Source organism: Klebsiella pneumoniae subsp. pneumoniae HS11286 (assembly GCF_000240185.1).
In the GTDB taxonomy this organism is placed as follows: domain Bacteria; phylum Pseudomonadota; class Gammaproteobacteria; order Enterobacterales; family Enterobacteriaceae; genus Klebsiella; species Klebsiella pneumoniae.
Genome location: NC_016845.1, coordinates 3,090,329 through 3,110,469, shown reverse-complemented (window position 1 = coordinate 3,110,469; position 20,141 = coordinate 3,090,329). Strand labels below are relative to the sequence as shown.

General features: G+C 61.3%; 23 protein-coding genes and 1 other annotated feature. Of the genes, 16 read left to right on the top strand and 7 right to left on the bottom strand.

Translation table 11 applies throughout. The features are described from left to right. Window positions 1-9: 9 nt before the first annotated feature. Both KPHS_31210 and KPHS_31200 read left to right on the top strand, forming a co-directional pair. Window positions 10-426 carry a cysteine desufuration protein gene (locus tag KPHS_31210; protein YP_005227421.1) on the top strand — a complete coding sequence of 139 codons (417 nt, stop codon included), beginning with the start codon at window positions 10-12 and terminating at the stop codon, window positions 424-426. Between the two features lie 99 nt (window positions 427-525). Next, complete coding sequence (locus tag KPHS_31200) at window positions 526-1,512, top strand: putative ATP synthase subunit (RefSeq protein ID YP_005227420.1); 987 nt, start codon at window positions 526-528, stop codon at window positions 1,510-1,512. 61 nt (window positions 1,513-1,573) lie between these two features. Here KPHS_31200 and KPHS_31190 read toward each other — a convergent pair whose 3' ends face one another. Continuing rightward, on the bottom strand, window positions 1,574-1,810 hold the full coding sequence (locus tag KPHS_31190; protein YP_005227419.1) for a murein lipoprotein: 237 nt from the start codon (window positions 1,808-1,810) through the stop codon (window positions 1,574-1,576). Between the two features lie 312 nt (window positions 1,811-2,122). Continuing rightward, the gene (locus KPHS_31180; protein ID YP_005227418.1) at window positions 2,123-3,535 is read right to left on the bottom strand and encodes a pyruvate kinase; all 1,413 of its coding nucleotides are present in this window, start codon (window positions 3,533-3,535) and stop codon (window positions 2,123-2,125) included. Between the two features lie 137 nt (window positions 3,536-3,672). Between KPHS_31180 and KPHS_31170 the strand changes: the two genes are divergently transcribed. The 3 genes from KPHS_31170 (at window position 3,673) to KPHS_31150 (ending at window position 4,253) form a co-directional block, all read left to right on the top strand. Further along, window positions 3,673-3,804, top strand: a complete 132-nt coding sequence (locus tag KPHS_31170; RefSeq protein YP_005227417.1) for a hypothetical protein — start codon at window positions 3,673-3,675, stop codon at window positions 3,802-3,804. An 88-nt stretch (window positions 3,805-3,892) separates the two neighbouring features. After that, the gene (locus KPHS_31160) at window positions 3,893-4,051 is read left to right on the top strand and encodes a hypothetical protein (protein YP_005227416.1); all 159 of its coding nucleotides are present in this window, start codon (window positions 3,893-3,895) and stop codon (window positions 4,049-4,051) included. Continuing rightward, on the top strand, window positions 4,041-4,253 hold the full coding sequence (locus tag KPHS_31150; protein ID YP_005227415.1) for a fumarate hydratase FumD: 213 nt from the start codon (window positions 4,041-4,043) through the stop codon (window positions 4,251-4,253). The genes KPHS_31160 and KPHS_31150 overlap by 11 nt, the downstream gene beginning before the upstream one ends. A gap of 17 nt (window positions 4,254-4,270) precedes the next feature. On the opposite strand, the gene KPHS_31140 is transcribed toward KPHS_31150, so the two are convergent. Then, entirely contained in the window at window positions 4,271-4,909 is a 639-nt protein-coding gene (locus tag KPHS_31140) for a putative regulatory protein TetR (protein ID YP_005227414.1), read from the bottom strand. Window positions 4,910-5,035: 126 nt separating this feature from the next. Here KPHS_31140 and KPHS_31130 point away from each other — a divergent pair, with 126 nt between their 5' ends. From KPHS_31130 to KPHS_31100, 4 genes are all read left to right on the top strand, one after another. Next, a complete protein-coding gene (locus tag KPHS_31130; RefSeq protein ID YP_005227413.1) occupies window positions 5,036-6,889 on the top strand; it encodes a putative 4-hydroxyphenylpyruvate dioxygenase in 1,854 nt (617 codons plus the stop codon). Between the two features lie 71 nt (window positions 6,890-6,960). Then, complete coding sequence (locus KPHS_31120; RefSeq protein YP_005227412.1) at window positions 6,961-8,283, top strand: major facilitator superfamily permease; 1,323 nt, start codon at window positions 6,961-6,963, stop codon at window positions 8,281-8,283. Window positions 8,284-8,298: 15 nt separating this feature from the next. Then, window positions 8,299-9,135, top strand: a complete 837-nt coding sequence (locus tag KPHS_31110) for a shikimate 5-dehydrogenase (RefSeq protein ID YP_005227411.1) — start codon at window positions 8,299-8,301, stop codon at window positions 9,133-9,135. A 56-nt stretch (window positions 9,136-9,191) separates the two neighbouring features. Next, entirely contained in the window at window positions 9,192-9,935 is a 744-nt protein-coding gene (locus KPHS_31100; protein YP_005227410.1) for an ABC transporter substrate-binding protein, read from the top strand. Here KPHS_31100 and KPHS_31090 read toward each other — a convergent pair. The 4 genes from KPHS_31090 to KPHS_31060 all read right to left on the bottom strand — a co-directional run bounded on the left by KPHS_31090 (window position 9,919) and on the right by KPHS_31060 (window position 13,624). Continuing rightward, a complete protein-coding gene (locus KPHS_31090) occupies window positions 9,919-10,668 on the bottom strand; it encodes a putative ABC transporter ATP-binding protein (RefSeq protein YP_005227409.1) in 750 nt (249 codons plus the stop codon). The genes KPHS_31100 and KPHS_31090 overlap by 17 nt on opposite strands. Beyond that, a complete protein-coding gene (locus KPHS_31080; protein YP_005227408.1) occupies window positions 10,665-11,672 on the bottom strand; it encodes an ABC transporter permease in 1,008 nt (335 codons plus the stop codon). Before KPHS_31080 ends, KPHS_31090 begins: the two co-directional genes overlap by 4 nt. Then, window positions 11,662-12,720, bottom strand: coding sequence for an ABC transporter substrate-binding protein (locus KPHS_31070; protein YP_005227407.1), 1,059 nt, complete (start codon window positions 12,718-12,720; stop codon window positions 11,662-11,664). Before KPHS_31070 ends, KPHS_31080 begins: the two co-directional genes overlap by 11 nt. A 91-nt stretch (window positions 12,721-12,811) precedes the next feature. After that, window positions 12,812-13,624: a DNA-binding transcriptional activator MhpR gene (locus tag KPHS_31060; RefSeq protein ID YP_005227406.1), complete on the bottom strand. Its 813-nt coding sequence runs from the start codon at window positions 13,622-13,624 to the stop codon at window positions 12,812-12,814. 177 nt (window positions 13,625-13,801) lie between these two features. Between KPHS_31060 and KPHS_31050 the strand changes: the two genes are divergently transcribed. The 7 genes from KPHS_31050 to KPHS_30990 all read left to right on the top strand — a co-directional run bounded on the left by KPHS_31050 (window position 13,802) and on the right by KPHS_30990 (window position 20,067). Then, window positions 13,802-15,466, top strand: a complete 1,665-nt coding sequence (locus tag KPHS_31050; protein YP_005227405.1) for a 3-(3-hydroxyphenyl)propionate hydroxylase — start codon at window positions 13,802-13,804, stop codon at window positions 15,464-15,466. A 49-nt stretch (window positions 15,467-15,515) separates the two neighbouring features. Then, entirely contained in the window at window positions 15,516-15,977 is a 462-nt protein-coding gene (locus KPHS_31040) for a 3-(2,3-dihydroxyphenyl)propionate dioxygenase (protein ID YP_005227404.1), read from the top strand. Continuing rightward, window positions 15,516-16,411 (top strand) — a sequence feature (potential frameshift: common BLAST hit: gi|152970670|ref|YP_001335779.1| 3-(2,3-dihydroxyphenyl)propionate dioxygenase). Its footprint overlaps the gene before it by 462 nt. After that, window positions 15,938-16,411: a 3-(2,3-dihydroxyphenyl)propionate dioxygenase gene (locus tag KPHS_31030; protein ID YP_005227403.1), complete on the top strand. Its 474-nt coding sequence runs from the start codon at window positions 15,938-15,940 to the stop codon at window positions 16,409-16,411. It overlaps the preceding feature by 474 nt. Before KPHS_31040 ends, KPHS_31030 begins: the two co-directional genes overlap by 40 nt. 17 nt (window positions 16,412-16,428) lie before the next feature. Continuing rightward, window positions 16,429-17,295 carry a 2-hydroxy-6-oxononadienedioate gene (locus KPHS_31020; protein ID YP_005227402.1) on the top strand — a complete coding sequence of 289 codons (867 nt, stop codon included), beginning with the start codon at window positions 16,429-16,431 and terminating at the stop codon, window positions 17,293-17,295. 10 nt (window positions 17,296-17,305) lie between these two features. Further along, entirely contained in the window at window positions 17,306-18,112 is an 807-nt protein-coding gene (locus tag KPHS_31010) for a 2-keto-4-pentenoate hydratase (protein ID YP_005227401.1), read from the top strand. Then, on the top strand, window positions 18,105-19,055 hold the full coding sequence (locus tag KPHS_31000) for an acetaldehyde dehydrogenase (RefSeq protein YP_005227400.1): 951 nt from the start codon (window positions 18,105-18,107) through the stop codon (window positions 19,053-19,055). Before KPHS_31010 ends, KPHS_31000 begins: the two co-directional genes overlap by 8 nt. A 25-nt stretch (window positions 19,056-19,080) precedes the next feature. Next, on the top strand, window positions 19,081-20,067 hold the full coding sequence (locus KPHS_30990) for a 4-hydroxy-2-ketovalerate aldolase (protein YP_005227399.1): 987 nt from the start codon (window positions 19,081-19,083) through the stop codon (window positions 20,065-20,067). Window positions 20,068-20,141 lie beyond the last annotated feature (74 nt).

Genomic DNA, 20,141 nt, shown 5'->3' with positions numbered 1-20,141 from the left:
GACGGGACAATGGCGGCACTACCGGACAAAGACAAACTGTTGCGTAACTTTAGCCGTTGCGCCAACTGGGAAGAGAAGTATCTCTATATCATCGAGCTTGGCCAGCGTCTGGCGCCGCTAAGCCCGGAAGAACATAGCGTGCAGAACATTATTCAGGGCTGTCAAAGCCAGGTCTGGATCGTGATGGACCAGGATCCCACAGGCGTGATCACCCTGCGCGGCGATAGCGATGCGGCGATCGTCAAGGGTCTGATAGCGGTGGTGTTTATCCTCTATGACCGGATGACCGCTCAGGACATCACCGAGTTCGACGTGCGTCCGTGGTTTGAAAAAATGGCGCTCACCCAGCATCTCACCCCCTCCCGCTCGCAAGGCCTCGAAGCCATGATCCGCGCGATACGCGCGAAAGCGGCAAATATTAGCTAGAATAAACAGGTCGATTTCATTCTGTTACGTCCGGCAGGGCGCTGACCCTGCCGCCGTTCAGTCTCCTGGCGTTTTATCAGCGAAAGAAGGAATCTCAGTATGAAACGCAAAACGATGATCACCTTAGCCCTTCTCAGCGCCCTTGGCGCCTCCTCGGCCGCCTGGGCCGTTGATTATCCGCTTCCTCCCGCCAACAGTCGGCTGATTGGTCAGAATCAGTACTGGACGGTCCAGGAGGGAGATCGCAACCTGCAGGCGATTGCGCGCCATTTCGATACCGCGGCGATGCTGATCCTCGAAGCCAACGATACGATTGCGCCGGTGCAGCCGAAGCCCGGCACTCAGGTCCTTATCCCTTCTCAGATGCTGCTGCCCGACGTGCCGAGGGAGGGCATTGTCGTCAACCTCGCCGAACTGCGGCTGTATTACTTCCCGCCGGGAGAGAATCAGGTGCAGGTCTATCCGCTGGGCATTGGCCAGTTAGGTCTGGAAACGCCGGAGATGACCACCCGCGTGGGGCAGAAGATCCCTAACCCTACCTGGACGCCTACCGCCGGCATCCGCGCGCGCTCGCTGGAGAAAGGGCTGACGCTGCCAGCGGTGGTCCCGGCCGGACCGAACAATCCCCTGGGCCGCTATGCGCTGCGTCTGGCCTACGGTAACGGTGAATATCTCATCCACGGAACTAACGCCCCAGACAGCGTTGGTCTGCGCGTCAGCTCGGGCTGTATGCGGATGAACGCTGATGACATCAAAGCGCTGTTCAGCCAGGTGAAAACCGGGACGCCGGTACGGATTATCAATCAGCCGGTGAAGTTTGCCGTCGAGCCGGATGGTAAACGCTATGTCGAAGTCCACAGGCCGCTTTCGCAGACCGAAGGGGAAAACACCCGGACCATCGCTTACACGCTGCCAGCGGCGTTTCACGCCTTCGCAGAGGATAAAGCAGTGGATGACCTGCAGTTGAAAAAAGCGATGTCGAGAAGGGCGGGGTATCCGGTGGTGGTGTCGGCGGGGGCAGGTAGCACGGCGACGTCGCTGTCGGCGCAGAATAGTTCGTCTGACAACGGTCTGCTTACCCAATAGCCCTCATGCTGAGGGCAAAAAAAATGGCGCACAGAGTGCGCCATTTTTATTACCAGAACTCTTACTTACGGTAAGAGTGAGCCTGGTTGTCCAGACGCTGGTTAGCGCGAGCTGCGTCGTCTTTAGCAGCCTGAACGTCGGAACGCATTGCGTTCACGTCGTTGCTCAGCTGGTCAACTTTAGCGTTCAGAGTCTGAACGTCAGAAGACAGCTGATCGATTTTAGCATTGCTGGAGCAACCAGCCAGCAGAGTAGAACCCAGGATTACCGCGCCCAGTACCAGTTTAGTACGATTCATTATTAATACCCTCTAGATTGAGTTAATCTCCATGTAGCGTTACAAGTATTACACAAAGTTTTTTGGGATGAGAATATTTTTTTTACCTGAACGCACTTATTTTTGATCGTTCGCTCAAAGAAGCATCGAATTGCTCAGAATCGCTGAAAAAGGCGAGTGAAAACAGCGCGCTTCCATCGGATTCATCTTAGATAATCCCTTATTAAATAGTAAATTCCGATTTGCATTTTTAATAGGAAGAGCTAATCAATGAATAAAAAAAAGCGCCCCGCGAGGCGCTTTATTAAAAAAAACCAATTAACCTGTAAATTATTACAGCACGTGTACGGAAGCGGTATTAGTCGTGCCGCTCGGCACTAATGCGCCGGAAACCATCACCACTACGTCGCCTTTACGCGCGAGGCCGCTCTTCAGCGCCAGGTCTTTGCCCAGATGATAGAAATCATCGGTAGAGGCAATCTCTTCCACCAGCTGCGGTACCACGCCTTTGCTCAGCACCAGCTGACGAGCGGTGGTTTCGTTGGTGGTCAGCGCCAGGATGGTGGCATCCGGGAAGTATTTGCGCACAGCGCGTGCGGATTTACCGCCCTGGGTGGCGACCACGATCAGCGGCGCTTCCAGTTTCTCAGCGGTTTCTACCGCGCCGCGGCACACCGCTTCGGTGATGCGCAGTTTACGGTTGTCGTTGTTGAAGTCCAGACGGCTGGTCATCACGCGGTCGGTACGTTCGCAAATGGTCGCCATGATGGTGACCGCTTCCAGCGGGTATTTACCTTTCGCGGATTCGCCGGACAGCATCACCGCATCGGTGCCGTCGAGGATGGCGTTAGCCACGTCGCCGGCTTCAGCGCGGGTCGGACGCGGATTCTTGATCATGGAGTCCAGCATCTGGGTGGCGGTGATAACCACTTTACGCGCGCGGATACATTTTTCGATGATCATTTTCTGGGCGAAGATAACTTCTTCAACCGGGATCTCCACGCCCATGTCGCCACGCGCAACCATGATGCCGTCAGACGCTTCGAGGATTTCGTCGAAGTTGTTCAGGCCTTCCTGGTTTTCGATTTTGGAGATGATCTGGATGTTTTCGCCGCCGTGGGCTTTCAGGTGCTCACGGATCTCGACGACGTCGGAACGTTTACGGATGAAGGAGGCCGCGACGAAGTCCACGCCCTGTTCGCAACCGAAGATCAGATCCTGTTTGTCTTTCTCAGCCAGCGCCGGCAGGGCGATGGAGACGCCCGGCAGGTTAACGCCTTTGTTCTCGCCGAGGTCGCCATTGTTCAGCACTTTACAGATAACTTTGTTGCCTTCGATAGCCGTGACTTCCATACCGATCAGGCCATCGTCCACCAGGACGGTGTTGCCGACGGCGAGGTCGGAGGTGAAGCCTTCATAGGTTACCGCAACGATTTCGTTGTTGCCGATGACGGATTTATCGGTAGTGAAGGTGAAGGTCTGGCCTGCTTTCAGGGAGACGTCGTTGCCGCCTTCCAGCTTGATGGTACGAATTTCCGGCCCTTTGGTGTCCAGCAGAATAGCGGCTTTCTTACCGGTTTTGCTCATCACATTGCGCAGGTTCTGGATGCGCTGACCGTGTTCCGCATAGTCACCGTGGGAGAAGTTCAGACGCATCACATTCATGCCGGCTTCCAACATTTTGGTCAGCATCTCTTCAGATTCGGTTTTCGGACCGATGGTGCAAACAATTTTGGTCTTTTTCATGACAGTTTTAGTCTTTAAGTTGTGAAGGATATGGAATTCTCGCTCCGCGGGCGCACTGCCGGGGAGCCAAACCTGTATTACGAAAGTTGCTAAGCCACGCCCTAAGGATAGGTGACAACCCTGAAGCGTGCAGAAGAATGTGTGCTGGCGGTTCAGCCCATGAAATGTGGCAAGGTGTTATGCGTTTTATCATGCAGTCCAATGCGCTGAAACCATTCAAGAAAGAATCGAAGCGCATTATACGCTGCCGAAATCAAAAAGGAAAATAAAAACCTCGTTTCAAATTATGGACAAAACGCGTAACAAAACCGGCACGTTATGCAAAAATCTACGCAACACACTTTTTCGTCACCGGCTATGAAAAAGAGTAAAAGAAATGGATTATTTCGCCATCATGAGCCGGTAAAATGCGTCATTGAACCTTTAAAGTGGCGATGGTTTGCGTTGTGCGGGAAATCTATCAATAATGATTTGATTGATAATGATAAAATACGAGCCAAATTCTATGGGAAATAAAGCGAAAGACGACGACCTGTACCAGGAAATGTGCCGCGTGGTGGGTAAAGTCGTGCTGGAAATGCGTGACCTGGGTCAGGAGCCGAAACACATTGTCATTGCCGGTGTGCTGCGCACCTCGCTGGCGAACCGCAAAATCCAGCGTTCGCCGCTCACCGTGGAGGCTATGGAGAAAGTCATTCATGCGCTTTCCGGGCACTGATCCCTTACGCCGGCGGGTCAGGAAATCACGAAGCGGATCACCGCCCTGACGGCAATGTCACAATGGTGAGCCACCATCGCTTCATCGTCGATGGCGGGTAGCGGATCGTCAAGATACAGGCTGCTGAAGGTGTAGAAGTTCGACACCTGATAAAAGCTGAAGCTGCTGATTAACCGGTGGACATCGCGCGCGTCGAGCCCCGCCTGAAAGACGCCCTGCTGCTGGCCGCGCAGTAAAATGTCTTCCAGAATCGACAGGGCGGTACGATTCAGCGGCTTCAGTTCACCCGAGCTTTTTAACCACTTGCCGCGCTGCATATTCTCCATGCAAATGACGCGCATATAGTCCGCATGGGTGGCGTGATAGCGCACGCTCCAGCGCACCAGCCGCACCAGCGCCTCCACCGGCGGCACATTCTCCAGCCCCAGCTGCTGCTCGGTTTCGCGGATCCGCGCATACACATGCTGCAGCACCTCCTGATAGAGCTGTTCTTTGCTTTTGAAGTAGTAAACCACCATGCGTTTGGTGGTCTGCGCCTCGGTGGCGATCTGCTCCATGCGGGCGCCTGACAGCCCGTGTTCAGCAAAGACAGCGATAGCGGCGCTGAAGATCCGCGCCTTCAGGGATTGTGCTTCATCATGGGCAACGACGGTCATGGCAACTCCTTTTTCTTGGGTGACAAAAAATACACATAATGATCACAATTTGGCAACCTAGTATGGCGCAAATGAACCAAATGATACATATTCAAGGCTTACGTCAGCTGTTGACCCGAGGACCTTATGCTGCGCTCTATCGCCACCGTTTCGATTTCCGGCACCCTGCCTGAGAAGCTGCACGCTATTGCGGCGGCGGGGTATCAGGGGGTGGAAATTTTCGAGAACGATCTGCTCTATTATACGGGGACGCCGGCGGAAATCCGCCAGCTTGCCGCCGATTTAGGGTTAAAAATCACGCTTTTTCAACCCTTTCGCGATTTTGAAGGCGCCAGTCGGGCGCAGTTTGCGGCGAATATGGCCCGCGCTCGGCGCAAGTTTGCTCTGATGCGCGAGCTGGGCTGCGAGACGCTGCTGCTGTGCAGCAATGTGCAGCCGGACTGCTCGGCGGATAGCGAATTGCAGGTCGCGGACCTGCGGGCGCTGGCCACGCTGGCGGAAGAGGAGGGGATCGCTATCGGCTATGAGGCCCTGGCCTGGGGAACCCATGTGAACCGCTGGCAGCAGGCCTGGGAGCGGGTGCGGCGGGTGGACAGCCCGGCGTTGGGCCTGGTGCTCGACAGCTTCCATATTCTGGCCCGCGGCGACACGCTGGACGCGCTACCGTCGGTGCCGGTGGAGAAAATCACCTTTGTACAGCTCGCCGATGCGCCGTATATGAAAATGGATTTGCTGGAGTGGAGCCGCCACTTCCGCTGCTTTCCCGGACAGGGGGAGCTGCCGCTGGAGGCGTTTGCCGAGCAGATCACCCGCTGTGGCTACCGCGGCCCCTGGTCGCTGGAGATCTTCAATGACGGTTTTCGCGCCTCGCCGAACGGTGCGACGGCCAAAGATGGTTATCGTTCGCTGCTGTGGCTGGAGGAGCAAACCCGCCGTCGGCTCCCGACGTGCGATGCCTATCTGTTTTCACCGCCGCCGCTGCCGGTCTATCACGGGCTGGAGTTTATCGAGTTTGCCGCCAGCGCCGCCGAGGCGCAGCGCCTGGGGCAACATCTGCAGGCGCTGGGTTTTCAGCACGAGGGAAGCCACCGCTCCAGACAGGTGACGCTGTGGCGCAACGGCGGGGCGCGGATCGTCATCAACCATCAGCCGCACAGCTGGGCCGACCATTTTTATCAACGCCACGGGGTATCGCTCTGCGCGATGGCGCTGCGGGTCGAGCACAGCGCGTCGCTTGTCGCCCGCGCCCGCGCGCTGGGGTATGCCACCTGGCAGGGCGACGCCGGGCCGAACGAAACGCCGATCCCGGCGATCTGCGCCCCCGACGGCAGCCTTATCTATCTCATCGACGCCGGGGAGGCTATCTACGAGCGCGATTTTCATCTGCGTGATGGCGTGACGGTGCGCGAGGACTATCTCGGTATCGATCATCTGGCGCTGGGAATGGAGGCCGACAGCCGCGATAACTGGGTGATGTTCTTCCGTACGGTGTTTGGTTTTTCCCTTGAGCATGAGCAGACGCTGCCGGACCCGTATGGACTGGTGCGCAGCCTGGCGGTGCGCAGCCCGCAGGGCGATATCCGTCTGGCGCTGAATATTTCGCAGAGCCGGGCGACGCAGATCGCCCGCTCCGTTGCCTGCTACCAGGGGGCGGGGCTGCAGCATGCCGCCTTTGCCTGCCGCGATCTGCCGGCCGCCTGCGACCAGCTTGCCGAGGTTGCCCGCCATACGCTGCCGATCCCGGCCAATTATTATGACGATTTGCTGGCGCGCTTTGGCGGAGAGTTGGACGTCGGGCAGCTTCAGCGCCAGCAGCTCCTCTATGACCGCGATCCGCAGGGGGGAGATTTCCTGCATCTTTACACCCGGCCCTTTACCGCCGGCCGCTTTTTCTTTGAGTTAACCGAGCGCCGGGCTGGCTATGCGCTCTATGGCGCAGCGAATGCGGCCGTCCGTCTGGCGGCGATGCAGTATTGTTAGCCTGAATCAAATGGTTCATTATGCGTTAAACACAATAACAACACCCTCTGTACCCGAGACAGGAACCGACTATGAGCTCATATAGCCCTAACCCGACGGCTGCCGCCCAGCCAGCCGTTACCGTGCGCCGTTCCCGGCGGCGTATCGGCATTCTTGCGCTGTTGGCCATTGGCACCATGATCAACTATCTCGATCGCACCGTACTGGGGATCGCCGCCCCAAAGCTCACCGCTGAGCTGGGGATCGACCCGGCGATCATGGGAATCCTCTTCTCCGCCTTCGCCTGGACCTATGCTCTGGCGCAGATACCCGGCGGATTATTTCTCGACCGCTTTGGCAACAAAGTGACCTACTTTTTGTCACTGACCCTGTGGTCGCTGTTTACCCTGTTCCACGGCATGGCGGTGGGACTGAAGACGCTGCTGCTGTGCCGCTTCGGGCTCGGCATTAGCGAAGCGCCGTGCTTTCCGGTCAACAGCCGGGTGGTCAGCGCCTGGTTCCCACAGCAGGAGCGGGCGAAGGCCACGGCGGTGTACACCGTGGGGGAGTATCTCGGGCTGGCCTGCTTTGCGCCGCTGCTGTTCTGGATCATGGACGGTTTCGGCTGGCGGGTGCTGTTCGTCAGCGTTGGCGCCGTCGGCATTCTGTTTGCCCTGGTGTGGTGGCGCTGCTACCGCGAACCGCATGAAGATCCGCGCCTTAGCCAGCAGGAGCGCGAGCATATCGAAAACGGCGGCGGCCTCAGCGCCCCGACCGACCAGCAGGTGGCGTTCAGCTGGCCGCTGGTCCGCCAGCTGCTGAGCAAACGGCAGATCATCGGCGCCAGTATCGGCCAGTTTGCCGGCAATACCGTGCTGGTGTTCTTTCTCACCTGGTTCCCCACCTGGCTGGCCACCGAGCGGCATATGCCCTGGCTGAAGGTTGGCTTCTTCTCCATCCTGCCGTTTGTCGCCGCCGCCGGCGGGGTGATGTTTGGCGGCTGGCTCTCCGACAAGTTGCTGAAAGCTACCGGGTCAGCCAACCTCGGTCGTAAGCTGCCGATCGTTGCCGGCCTGCTGATGGCCAGCTGCATCATTACCGCCAACTGGCTGGAGAGCGACCTGGCGGTGATCCTGGTGATGTCGTTTGCCTTTTTTGGCCAGGGGATGGTGGGTCTCGGCTGGACGCTGATCTCCGATATCGCCCCGAAGGGGCTGGGCGGCCTGACCGGCGGCCTGTTTAACTTCTGCGCCAACCTCGCGGGGATCCTCACCCCGCTGGTGATCGGCTTTATCGTTGCCGGGTTCGGCAATTTCTTCTACGCCTTGATCTACATCGGCGGCGCCGCGCTGCTGGGCGTGGTGGCCTATCTGTTTATCCTCGGCGACGTCAAACGTATCGAGTTATCGCAGTAAGCAAAGGAGCAAGGCATGGTGATTAGTGGGAATACGCGGCTGATAGCGCACCTTGGCTATCCGACCGCCAGTTTTAAGGCGCCGATGATCTACAACCCGTGGTTCGTTGACCAGCAGGTGGACGTGAAGGTGGTGCCGATGGGGGTCAGGCCGGAGGACTACGCCGCGTTTATTCCGCCGCTGTTTACGATGACCAACATCATCGGCGCGCTGGTGACGATGCCGCATAAAATCGCCACCTGCGATCTGGTGCAGCGCCTGAGCCCGACGGCGGCCATCGCTGGCGCCTGCAATGCCATCCGCCGCGAGGCTGACGGTAGCCTGAGCGGAGACATGTTCGATGGCGAGGGATTTGTGCTGGGCCTGCGTCGTAAAGGGTTTAACCCGCAGGGGACGCGGGCGCTGGTGGTTGGCAGCGGCGGGGTGGGATCGGCTATCGCCGCCTCCCTCGCGGCGGCGGGGGTCAGCGCCCTGACCCTGTACGATACCCGGCCCGGGGTGGCGCACGCCCTCGCCGGGCGGCTGCATCAGCACTATCCGCAGCTCGATATCACCCTGATGCAGCCCGATCCTGCCGGACACGAGCTGGTGGTCAATGCCACCCCGCTGGGGATGAAGGCCAGCGATCCGCTGCCGCTGGACGTTGACCGTCTGGCGCCAGGCGCCTGGGTGGGGGAAGTCGTCATGACTCAGGAGTACACCCCGCTGCTGAGGGCCGCTCAGGCACGACAGTGCCACATCCAGCGCGGGACCGACATGCTGTTTGAAATGATCCCTGCCTATCTGCGCTTTTTTGACCTACCGGTAGCCACCCCCGAGCAGCTGCGGACCCTGGCAGAAATTCGCTACTGACGCGACGGCAAACCGGGTAATATAGCGCTATATTATCCGGTTTATAGCGATATCCTATGGCAAATACCACTCTCACGCTGCTGGCGGCGGGAAGCCTGAGAAGCGCCTTCCTGCCGCTGGTGGCGCACTTTCGGCAGCACACTGGCCTGGCGGTCGATGCGCAGTTTGGCCCTGCCGGCCTGCTGCGCGAGCGGATCGAAGCCGGGTCGCCGTGCGCGGTTTTTGCTTCCGCCAACGCGGCGCACCCGCAGGCGCTGCTGCAGGCGGGTCTGGCGCAGGAATGCCAGGGATTTGCCAGCAACCAGCTGATGCTGACCGCCCGGCGGTCGCCGGACAACGATGGCCTGGACTGGCTGGCGCTGCTCAGCACGCCCCGCCTGCGGTTGGCGACCTCCACGCCGGGCTGCGATCCGTCGGGAGATTATACCTGGCAGCTGTTCGCCCGAATTGAGGCACGCTATCCAGGGTTGGGCAACGCGATGGCCGGGCGGGCGCAGCAGCTGGTCGGCGGCAGAGACTCACTGAGCGTGCCGCCGGGAGAGATAGCCGGCGCGTGGCTTATTCGCCAGAATCTGGCGGATCTGTTTATCGGCTATGCGCACTATGGCCCCGCGCTGGCCACCTGCGACGATCTGCGTACCCTGACCATCCCGGCGCCGTGGAATATTCGCTGCGATTACCAGCTGGCGCGTCTCAGGGCCGATCCCGCCGCGCTGGCCCTGTATCGCTTTATCCTCGACGACGTTGGCCAGGGGTATCTCCGGCAGGCGGGTTTTATGCCGTTCAGCGACGCAGCGTAAACCCCGGCGCCAGCAGAGGGAACGCGGAGGCGGCATGGCGGATCAGGCGTACCGGCAGGCCGTACGCTTGCCGGAGATGCGTTTCGCTCAGCACGTCGGCGGTCTCGCCCGCCAGCCACCGGCCCTCCGGCAGCAGAAGCAGCGTATGGCTGGCCACCTGTAGGGCGTGGTTGGGATCATGGGTGGTGAACAGGACGGTGCGCGCCTGGCGGTGGGCGAGGTCGCCGATCAGCTGCAATACCACCTGCTGGTTACCGAGGTCCAGCGCCGAGCAGGGCTCATCCAGCAGGATATTCTGGCTGGCGCTGACCAGCGCGCGGGCAATCAACACCAGCTGCTGCTGGCCGCCGGAGAGGGCGCCGAAGTCATCTTCGGCCAGGGCGGCAATCCCCAGCTGCGCCAGCGCCTGCTCAACCCGCCGGGCATTCTCCTCGTCCGGCTGGGCAAAGAGATCCACGTGACGGGCCCGGCCCATCAGCACCACATCGCTCACGCGCCAGCGAAAAGCGGGACGAAACGACTGCGGAACCAGGGCCACGCCGCCCTCGCACTGCATCTCGCCGCCCAGCGGCGGCAGCACGCCGGTCAGGGTATCCAGCAGGGTACTTTTTCCCCGGCCATTGGCGCCCAGCACCGCCCAGATCTCACCGGGCCGGCAGGCCAGCGTGAGCGGGGCGAAGAGCGGCTGACGGTGGCCGTAGCGTAGCGCTTGCAGCGATAATGAGCTGTTCATCGGGTCGTACTCCGGCGTCGGGATTGCACCAGCAACACGGTAAACAGCGGCGCCCCGAGCAGGGCGGTGATGATCCCGATCGGGATCTCCGCCTGGGTCAGCGTACGCGCCAGATCGTCCACCACCAGCATCAGCGCGGCGCCGAGCCAGAAGGCGGTGGGCAGCAGGCGACGATGGTCAGCCCCTACCAGCAGACGGGCGAGGTGCGGGACCACCAGACCCATCCAGGCGATGCTGCCGCTGACCGCCACCTGGGCTGCCACCAGCACCGCGCAGCAAACCAGCACGCCGCGACGCAGCGCGGCCACCGGAATGCCAAGACTGCGGGCATCGCGTTCCTCCAGGGCCAGCAGGTTGATACGCCAGCGCAGCTTCCACAGCGCCCCGGCAGCCACCGCCAGGGGCAGGGACATAAGCAGTACCTTATGCCAGCTGGCGGTCGCGAAGCTGCCGAGCAGCCAGAAAACGATGTTCGGTAACGTCTCTTCGCTGTCGGCGAGGTACTGCATCAGGCTGACCAGCGCGGCGAAGAAGCCGCTGAGAATGATCCCGGACAGAATCAGCCCCAGCGTGCTGTCCCGCCCCTGCAGGGCGGCGAGGGCGTAAATCAGCCCCAGCGCGACGAGGCCGAAGAAAAAGGTCGAGGCCATCATCAGCAGACTGCCGACGCCCAACAGGATCGCCAGCGTGCCGCCAAAGGCGGAGCCGGCGGTCACCCCGATGATGTGCGGGTCCACCAGCGGGTTCTGGAACACGCCCTGCAAGGTGGCGCCGCACAGCCCCAGCGCGCCCCCGGCCAGCAGGGCCATCACCACGCGTGGCAGGCGAACCGACCAGACGATCTGCCCGATCACCCCTTCACCTGGCGGCAGATGGACCAGGGTGTGGCCAACGGCGCTCAGGCTTAACGGGTACTGGCCGAAACAGAGCGAGGCGACCGCGATCCCCAGCGTCGCCAGCGCCAGGCTTCCCTGCACCAGCCAGGGCTGAGAGTTAGCGGGCATCTGGCGTCCACGCCACGCGGTAAAAACGCTGATAATAATCCCTGGCTTTACTGTCCACATCGATGCTCTGGTAGCGCGCAGGATAGAGTTTTTTCGCCATCCACAGCTCACCCAGCGCCAGGGCCTCCGGCATCGGGTAACCCCAGGCTTTGGCATACTCCGGCATCAGCCACACGCGGTGATGTTTCACCGCATCGATCGTCTGCCACTGCGGGTCGTTCTCTATCTGTTTGACCACCTGCGGATAACGGTCCTGGACGAAGATCACCTGGGGGTTCCACTCCAGCACCTGCTCCAGCGACACCTGGCGGGCGCCTTTTACGCTGGCGGCCGCCACGTTCAGCGCCCCGGCGTGCGCCATCATCAGCCCGGTGTATTTGCCAGCGCCATAGGTATTCAGATCGGGGTTGGCCATGTACACCCGCACCCGCTGGTTCTGGGGAATATCGGCCACCGGCGCATTGGCTTGCTTGCGCGCCTCGAAGGTGTAGTGAATCAGCGCCTCGGCCTCGGGCTGGCGCTCGACCACCTCGCCGATAAGGCGGATCCCCTCCATCAGCCCGGCGTTATAGGCCTGCTCTTCGTCAGCCATGGTGGGGTTCATTTTATTTTTTTCCCCGGCGGCATCGTGGCGCAGCGAGATGGCCACCACCGGGATCCCGGCCTGTTGGATCTGCGCGATCATCGCCGGCGGCGCATAGTTGGCGACGAAAACCACCTGCGGACGCAGCGCCAGCAGGCTTTCAATATTGACCTGGGTGAGATCGCCCGGGGTCGCCAGTTGCCCGATCTCGGGCATAAAGCGGGCGAACTGCGGCCCGAGCTGTTTCTTCCAGCTGCTTAAGACGCCGACGATATCCTCGGCGGCATGCAGTTGTACCAGCAGGTTGAGCGTCTGATGCTGCAGAACCACAACGCGGGTGACGTGGTCGGGGAGGGTGACCTGGCGACCCAGCTGGTCGGTGACGGTGCGGTCGGCGAAGGTCTGGCCGGTGAACAGGCTGGCGCTGAGCAGCGTCAGGCCCAGCAGTAAGGGGTGTTTTGACATGGTGTGGCCCGAATGGCGTGAAAATTCGTTGTGTATTAAATTATATAACGAAGCCGGGCGCAATGGGCGATCGCATTTATCCTCATCGCGATCAGGGCATTTCGTACCACACTTCTTCCTCTTCCATGCGGGCTTCTATCTGCCTCGCCACCCTCTGCAGTGCAGGGAGATGCTTCTGCGCCGCCTGCTCAATGGTCATTGCGCTGGCGATATAGACCAGGTTCAGGCAGCCGATAACCCGCTGCTGACTGCAGACCGGCACGGCGATCGAGGCGATTTTCTCCTCCTGCCGCCAGCCGCGGAAGTTTTCGCCATAGCCGTTCTGGCGGGTGCGGGCGAGGATCGCCGCCAGCCGTTCCGGTTCGCGGGCCAACTGATACTCAGCTTCCGGACGGGCGGCCAGCATGCTGACGATGGCGTCGCGTTCCGCGTCGGGGGCAAAGGCCAGCCACGTCAGTCCGGAGGCGGTGAGCAGCAGCGGCAGCCGCCGTCCGACCATCGCGCGGTGAAACGACAGTCGGCTGAAGCGGTGGGTAGTCTCGCGCACCACCATGGCGTCGACGTCGAGGGTGGTGATGTCCGTTGGCCACTGCACCTCGCGCAGCAGCTCGCCGAGCAGCGGCGTGGCGAGGGCAGAAATCCAATGTTCGTCACGAAATCCATCGCTCAGCTGGCGGACGTTAATGGTCAACCGGAAGCTGTCATCGGAGCGGCTGCGGCGGACAAAACCCTCCTCCTGTAGCGTCTCCAGCAGCCGGCGCACGGTGGTGCGATGCAGGCCGCTAAACTCCGCCAGCAGGCCCGGCGTCGCGCCGCCGTCGAATTTATTTAACAATTTTAATAACAATAAACCCCGGCTTAATCCGCGCACCGTTTTGTACGCTGCGGACTCATCGTCACGCATAAATCCTCCATTAAAATGCTTTAAAAACAGTGCTGTGCACCTGGTGCACATTCGATGATGTTTTGATTGTAGCCGAAAACCCCCGCCCTATACTCAGCCCATTATAAAAATACGTTTACACATGATTAACAAATTGCCTGTCAGCCGGGCAGTTTCCGAGTCGTGAGGTCGCTGAGAATGACAACATCTACACCCGATATTCAACCCGCCGTGCAGCATACCGCTCAGGTCGCCATCGTTGGCGCCGGTCCGGTTGGTCTGATGATGGCCAACTACCTTGGCCAGATGGGCATCAGCGTGCTGGTGGTGGAAAAGCTCGCCACACTGATCGATTACCCGCGGGCCATCGGCATTGACGATGAATCCCTGCGGGCGATGCAGGCGGTGGGGCTGGTGAATGACGTGCTGCCGCATACCACGCCGTGGCACGCCATGCGTTTTCTCACCCCAAAAGGCCGCTGCTTTGCCGATATCCAGCCGATGACCGATGAGTTTGGCTGGTCGCGGCGCAACGCCTTCATTCAGCCGCAGGTCGATGCGGTGATGTATCACGGTCTGCAGCGTTTCCCGCAGGTCCGCTGCCTCTTCTCCCGCGAAGTGGAAGCCTTTAGCCAGACCGGTGACGGTGTCACGTTAAATCTTAAAGGACCGGACGGCGAGCGGGAGACGGTGCGCGCGGACTGGCTGGTGGCCTGCGACGGCGGCGCCAGCTTTATTCGCCGTACGCTGAACATCCCCTTCGAAGGTAAAACCGCGCCGAATCAGTGGATCGTCATCGATATCGCTAACGACCCGCTGGCCACCCCGCACGTTTACCTGTGCTGCGACCCGGTGCGACCCTACGTTTCCGCCGCGCTGCCCCACGGCGTGCGCCGCTTTGAATTTATGGTGATGCCCGGCGAAACCGAAGCTCAGCTCAGCGAACCGCACAATATGCGCCGCCTGCTGAGCAAAGTGCTGCCGGACCCGGATCGCGTCGAGCTGATCCGCCAGCGGGTCTATACGCATAACGCCCGCCTTGCCGAGCGCTTTCGCATCGACCGCGTGCTGCTGGCCGGCGACGCGGCGCACATCATGCCGGTCTGGCAGGGGCAGGGATATAACAGCGGCATGCGCGACGCCTTCAACCTGGCGTGGAAGCTGGCGCTGGTGGTCAATGGCAAAGCGGGAGAGACGCTGCTCGACAGCTACCAGCAGGAGCGCCGCGACCACGCGAAAGCGATGATTGACCTGTCGGTTACCGCCGGCCATGTGCTGGCGCCGCCGAAGCGCTGGCAGGGGGCCGCGCGCGACGGCCTCTCCTGGCTGCTGAATTACCTGCCGCCGGTGAAACGCTACTTCCTCGAGATGCGCTTTAAGCCGATGCCGCAGTACCGCGAGGGGGCGCTGCTGACCGACGGCGCCGGCAAAACCTCGCCGGTGGGCAAAATGTTTATTCAACCGCAGGTGACGCTGGAGAGCGGCGAGAGCGTGCTGCTCGACGAGGTTATCGGGGCGAATTTCGCCATTATCGGCTGGGGCTGCAACCCGCAGTGGGGGCTCGACGCCGGGCAGATCGCCCGCTGGCGCGCGATTGGCGTGCGCTTTATCCAGGTGGTGCCCGAGGTGCAGATCCATCGCGAGCAGGATAACGCCCCCGGCACGCTGCGGGTGGGCGATACGCAAAACCGCCTCAAAAGCTGGTTTGCACTGCATAACACCGCCATCGCCGTGGTCAGGCCGGACCGCTTTGTCGCCGCTCTCGCCATCCCGCAAACCCTCGGCGCGCAGCTGACCGCTCTGGCGGAAAAAATGGCCCTCGCAACCGGGGATACCGCCCACGCTGAAGAGAAGGTGGCCTGATATGCATGCCTATTTGCACTGTCTCTCCCACACTCCGCTGGTAGGATTCGTGGACCCGGAGCAGGCGGTCCTCGATGAAGTGAACCGGGTGATTGCCGACGCCCGGCGGCGGATCGCTGAATTCGATCCCGAGCTGGTAGTGCTCTTCGCTCCCGATCACTACAACGGTTTTTTCTATGACATGATGCCGCCGTTCTGCCTCGGCGTCGGCGCCACCGCGATTGGCGACTTCGCCAGCGCCGCCGGCGACCTGCCGGTGCCCGCCGAGCTGGCGGAAGCCTGCGCCCACGCCATCCTCAACAGCGGTATCGACCTGGCGGTGTCGTACAACATGCAGGTGGACCATGGCTTCGCCCAGCCGCTGGAGTTTCTGCTTGGTGGCCTGGACCGCGTGCCGGTGCTGCCGGTGTTTATTAACGGCGTCGCCGCGCCGCTGCCGGGTTTCAACGCACCCGGCTGCTGGGCGAGGCGATGGGCCGCTTTCTCAATACCCTCAATAAGCGGGTGCTGATCCTCGGCTCGGGCGGACTCTCGCACCAGCCGCCGGTGCCGGAGCTGGCGAAGGCCGACGCCCATCTGCGTGACCGTCTGCTCGGCGGCGGCAAACAGCTGCCGCCGGACGAACGTGCGCTGCGCCAGCAGCGGGTGATCAGCGCCGCCCGACTGTTTACCGAAGACCCGCACTCGCTCCATCCCCTCAACCCGGTCTGGGACAACCGCTTTATGAGCCTGCTGGAGCAGGGGCGGCTGAGCGAACTGGACGCGATCGGCAATGACGAGCTGTCGGCGATGGCCGGCAAATCGACGCACGAAATTAAGACCTGGGTGGCCGCTTTTGCCGCGCTATCCGCTTTTGGCCGCTGGCGCAGTGAAGGCCGCTATTACCGGCCGATCCCCGAGTGGATCGCCGGATTCGGCTCGCTGAGCGCCACCACCGAGATTTGATTAACCGGGAGACTAACATGAGCTATCAACCGCAAACTGAAGCCGCCACCAGCCGATTCCTCAATGTCGACGAGGGGGGCCGCACGCTGCGCATCCATATCAATGACTGCGGCGACGGGAAAGAGACCGTGGTCATGCTGCACGGCTCCGGGCCGGGGGCCACCGGCTGGGCCAACTTCAGCCGCAATATTGACCCGCTGGTCGAGGCGGGCTATCGCGTGCTGCTCCTCGACTGTCCGGGGTGGGGCAAAAGCGATGCTATCGTCAACAGCGGCTCGCGTTCGGATCTCAACGCCCGCATTCTGAAAAGCGTGGTCGATCAGCTGGGGATCGATAAAGTCCATCTGCTGGGCAACTCGATGGGCGGCCATAGCGCGGTGGCCTTCACCCTGAGCTGGCCGGAGCGGGTGGCTAAGCTGGTGCTGATGGGCGGGGGGACCGGCGGCATGAGCCTGTTCACGCCGATGCCGACCGAGGGCATCAAGCTGCTGAACGCCCTGTACCGCGAGCCGACCATTGAAAACCTCAAAAAGATGATGAGCATCTTCGTCTTCGACACCCGCGACCTCACCGAGGCGCTGTTCGAGGCGCGTCTCAACAATATGCTGTCGCGCCGCGACCATCTGGACAACTTCGTCAAGAGCCTCGAAGCCAACCCGAAGCAGTTTCCTGACTTTGGCCCGCGGCTGGGCGAAATCAGCGCGCCAACTCTGATCGTCTGGGGACGCAATGACCGCTTCGTGCCGATGGACGCCGGGTTGCGCCTGCTCGCCGGGATCGCCGGTTCGGAACTGCATATTTACCGCGACTGCGGCCACTGGGCGCAGTGGGAACATGCCGACAGTTTTAATCAGCTGGTGCTCAATTTCCTCGCACGGGCTTAAGGAGTAAATGATGACTTTTTCTCTTGACGCGCTGGCCCGGCAGCTCCGCGACGCGGAACAGAGCGGCCAGGCGATCGCCCCGCTGCGCGATATTCTCGGCGTCGACAATGCCGACGCCGCCTATGCCATCCAGCGTCTGAACGTCCAGCACCACGTGGCCCATGGCCGGCGGGTGGTGGGCCGCAAGGTGGGCCTGACCCATCCCAAAGTGCAGCAGCAGCTGGGCGTCAATCAGCCGGACTTCGGCACCCTGTTTGCCGACATGTGCTACGGCGACAACGCCGAGGTGCCGTTTGGCCGCGTGCTGCAGCCCAAGGTGGAGGCCGAGATCGCCCTGGTGCTGAAGCAGGATCTGCCGCATGCCGATACCACTTTTGATGAACTGTATAACGCCATCGAATGGGTATTGCCGGCGCTTGAGGTGGTGGGCAGCCGCATTCGCGACTGGTCAATCGGCTTTGTCGACACCGTCGCCGATAACGCCTCCTGCGGCCTGTACGTCATTGGCGGCCCGGCGCAGCGTCCGGCGGGACTGGATCTGAAGCAGTGCGCCATGCACATGACCCGCAACCAGGAGCTGGTCTCCAGCGGCCGCGGCAGCGAGTGTCTGGGGCATCCGCTGAACGCCGCAGTCTGGCTGGCGCGCAAGCTGGCGAGTCTCGGCGAACCGCTGCGGGCGGGGGATATCGTGCTGACCGGGGCGTTAGGCCCGATGGTGACGATTAACGAGGGGGACAGCTTTGTCGCCCATATCGAAGGTATTGGCTCAGTCGCGGCACGCTTCGTTGCCGCCGGAGAAGGAGATCGTGATGCGTAAACGTAAAGTCGCCATTATCGGCTCCGGGAATATCGGCACCGATTTAATGATTAAAATCCTGCGCCACGGCCAGCATCTGGAGATGGCGGTGATGGTCGGCATCGACCCGCAGTCGGATGGCCTGGCCCGCGCCCGGCGCCTGGGCGTTGCGACCACTCACGAAGGGGTGGGCGGCCTGATGCAGATGGCGGAATTTGCCGACATCGATTTTGTTTTTGACGCCACCAGCGCCGGGGCGCACATCAAAAACGATGCCGCGCTGCGCGAAGCGAAGCCGGGGATCCGCGTTATCGACCTGACGCCGGCGGCGATTGGCCCGTACTGCGTACCGGTGGTCAACCTCGCGGACAATCTCCATCAGGGCAACGTCAATATGGTGACCTGCGGCGGGCAAGCGACCATCCCGATGATCGCCGCGGTCTCGCGAGTGGCGAAGGTGCATTACGCGGAGATTGTGGCCTCGATCGCCAGTCAATCCGCCGGGCCGGGCACGCGGGCCAATATTGACGAATTCACCGAAACCACCTCGCAGGCGATTGAAAAAGTCGGCGGGGCGGGCAAGGGCAAAGCGATTATTGTACTGAACCCGGCGGAGCCGCCGCTGATGATGCGCGATACCGTCTACGTCCTGAGCGAGCTGGCGTCGCAGGAGGCCATTGCCGCCTCGATCGTCGAAATGGCGGCGGCAGTGCAGGCTTACGTCCCAGGCTACCGGCTGAAGCAGCAGGTGCAGTTTGAGGTTATCCCCGAGGACAGGCCGGTCAACCTGCCCGGCGTCGGCTGTTTTTCCGGCCTGAAAACCGCGGTTTACCTCGAAGTGGAAGGGGCGGCGCACTATCTGCCAGCGTACGCGGGCAACCTCGATATTATGACCTCGGCGGCGCTGGCGACGGCGGAGCAAATGGCCGGGGCAATGCACAGCGCGGCGGGAGCGACAGCATGAACGGTAAAAACTTTATATCTCGGACGTGACGCTGCGCGATGGTATGCACGCTATTCGTCACCAGTATTCCCTGGCGCAGGTGCAGCAGATCGCCAGCGCGCTGGATAAGGCCGGGGTCGACTCCATCGAAGTGGCCCATGGCGATGGCCTACAGGGATCCAGCTTCAACTACGGCTTTGGCGCCCACAGCGACATCGCCTGGATTGAAGCGGCGGCGGCGGCGGCCAGCCAGGCGAAAATCGCCACCTTACTGCTGCCGGGCATCGGCACGCTGCACGATCTGAAAGCGGCGTATCAGGCCGGGGCGCGGGTGGTGCGGGTCGCCACCCACTGCAGCGAAGCGGACGTCGCCGCGCAGCATATTGCCTTTGCCCGCGAGCTGGGGATGGACACCGTCGGTTTTCTGATGATGAGCCATATGATCTCCCCGCAGGCGCTGGCGCAGCAGGCGCTGAAGATGGAATCTTATGGCGCGACCTGTATCTATGTGGTGGATTCCGGCGGGGCGATGAACATGAACGACATTCGCGACCGTTTCCGTGCCCTGAAGGCGGTGCTGAAGCCGGAGACCGCCACCGGGATGCATGCCCATCATAATCTGAGCCTCGGGGTGGCGAACTCGATCGTCGCGGTGGAAGAGGGGTGCGATCGCATTGACGCCAGCCTGGCCGGGATGGGGGCGGGGGCGGGCAATGCGCCGCTGGAGGTGTTTATTGCCGCCGCCGACAAGCTCGGCTGGCAGCATGGCACCGATCTCTACGCCCTGATGAACGCGGCCGATGAGCTGGTACGGCCGCTGCAGGATCGCCCGGTGCGTGTCGACCGCGAAACGCTGGCGCTGGGCTACGCCGGAGTCTACTCCAGCTTCCTGCGCCACAGCGAAGCGGCGGCCAAGCGCTATGGCCTCAGCGCGGTGGATATTCTCGTCGAGCTGGGCAAGCGGCGGATGGTCGGCGGCCAGGAGGATATGATCGTCGACGTCGCGCTGGATCTGCTTAACCGCAATAAATAACTAAGAACGTGCGGCTGACAAAGCATCAGCCGCCAGTCACCTGCTCCGTTTGTTCGGCTATCGCCAAGGTACCC

Excerpts from the sequence above, each read along its gene's own strand:
- KPHS_31210 (YP_005227421.1), top strand. The coding sequence starts at position 10 with ATGGCGGCACTACCGGACAAAGACAAACTGTTGCGTAACTTTAGCCGT.
- KPHS_31200 (YP_005227420.1), top strand. The coding sequence starts at position 526 with ATGAAACGCAAAACGATGATCACCTTAGCCCTTCTCAGCGCCCTTGGC.
- KPHS_31190 (YP_005227419.1), bottom strand. The coding sequence starts at position 1,810 with ATGAATCGTACTAAACTGGTACTGGGCGCGGTAATCCTGGGTTCTACT.
- KPHS_31180 (YP_005227418.1), bottom strand. The coding sequence starts at position 3,535 with ATGAAAAAGACCAAAATTGTTTGCACCATCGGTCCGAAAACCGAATCT.
- KPHS_31170 (YP_005227417.1), top strand. The coding sequence starts at position 3,673 with ATGTGTGCTGGCGGTTCAGCCCATGAAATGTGGCAAGGTGTTATGCGT.
- KPHS_31160 (YP_005227416.1), top strand. The coding sequence starts at position 3,893 with ATGAAAAAGAGTAAAAGAAATGGATTATTTCGCCATCATGAGCCGGTA.
- KPHS_31150 (YP_005227415.1), top strand. The coding sequence starts at position 4,041 with ATGGGAAATAAAGCGAAAGACGACGACCTGTACCAGGAAATGTGCCGC.
- KPHS_31140 (YP_005227414.1), bottom strand. The coding sequence starts at position 4,909 with ATGACCGTCGTTGCCCATGATGAAGCACAATCCCTGAAGGCGCGGATC.
- KPHS_31130 (YP_005227413.1), top strand. The coding sequence starts at position 5,036 with ATGCTGCGCTCTATCGCCACCGTTTCGATTTCCGGCACCCTGCCTGAG.
- KPHS_31120 (YP_005227412.1), top strand. The coding sequence starts at position 6,961 with ATGAGCTCATATAGCCCTAACCCGACGGCTGCCGCCCAGCCAGCCGTT.
- KPHS_31110 (YP_005227411.1), top strand. The coding sequence starts at position 8,299 with ATGGTGATTAGTGGGAATACGCGGCTGATAGCGCACCTTGGCTATCCG.
- KPHS_31100 (YP_005227410.1), top strand. The coding sequence starts at position 9,192 with ATGGCAAATACCACTCTCACGCTGCTGGCGGCGGGAAGCCTGAGAAGC.
- KPHS_31090 (YP_005227409.1), bottom strand. The coding sequence starts at position 10,668 with ATGAACAGCTCATTATCGCTGCAAGCGCTACGCTACGGCCACCGTCAG.
- KPHS_31080 (YP_005227408.1), bottom strand. The coding sequence starts at position 11,672 with ATGCCCGCTAACTCTCAGCCCTGGCTGGTGCAGGGAAGCCTGGCGCTG.
- KPHS_31070 (YP_005227407.1), bottom strand. The coding sequence starts at position 12,720 with ATGTCAAAACACCCCTTACTGCTGGGCCTGACGCTGCTCAGCGCCAGC.
- KPHS_31060 (YP_005227406.1), bottom strand. The coding sequence starts at position 13,624 with ATGCGTGACGATGAGTCCGCAGCGTACAAAACGGTGCGCGGATTAAGC.
- KPHS_31050 (YP_005227405.1), top strand. The coding sequence starts at position 13,802 with ATGACAACATCTACACCCGATATTCAACCCGCCGTGCAGCATACCGCT.
- KPHS_31030 (YP_005227403.1), top strand. The coding sequence starts at position 15,938 with ATGGGCCGCTTTCTCAATACCCTCAATAAGCGGGTGCTGATCCTCGGC.
- KPHS_31020 (YP_005227402.1), top strand. The coding sequence starts at position 16,429 with ATGAGCTATCAACCGCAAACTGAAGCCGCCACCAGCCGATTCCTCAAT.
- KPHS_31010 (YP_005227401.1), top strand. The coding sequence starts at position 17,306 with ATGACTTTTTCTCTTGACGCGCTGGCCCGGCAGCTCCGCGACGCGGAA.
- KPHS_31000 (YP_005227400.1), top strand. The coding sequence starts at position 18,105 with ATGCGTAAACGTAAAGTCGCCATTATCGGCTCCGGGAATATCGGCACC.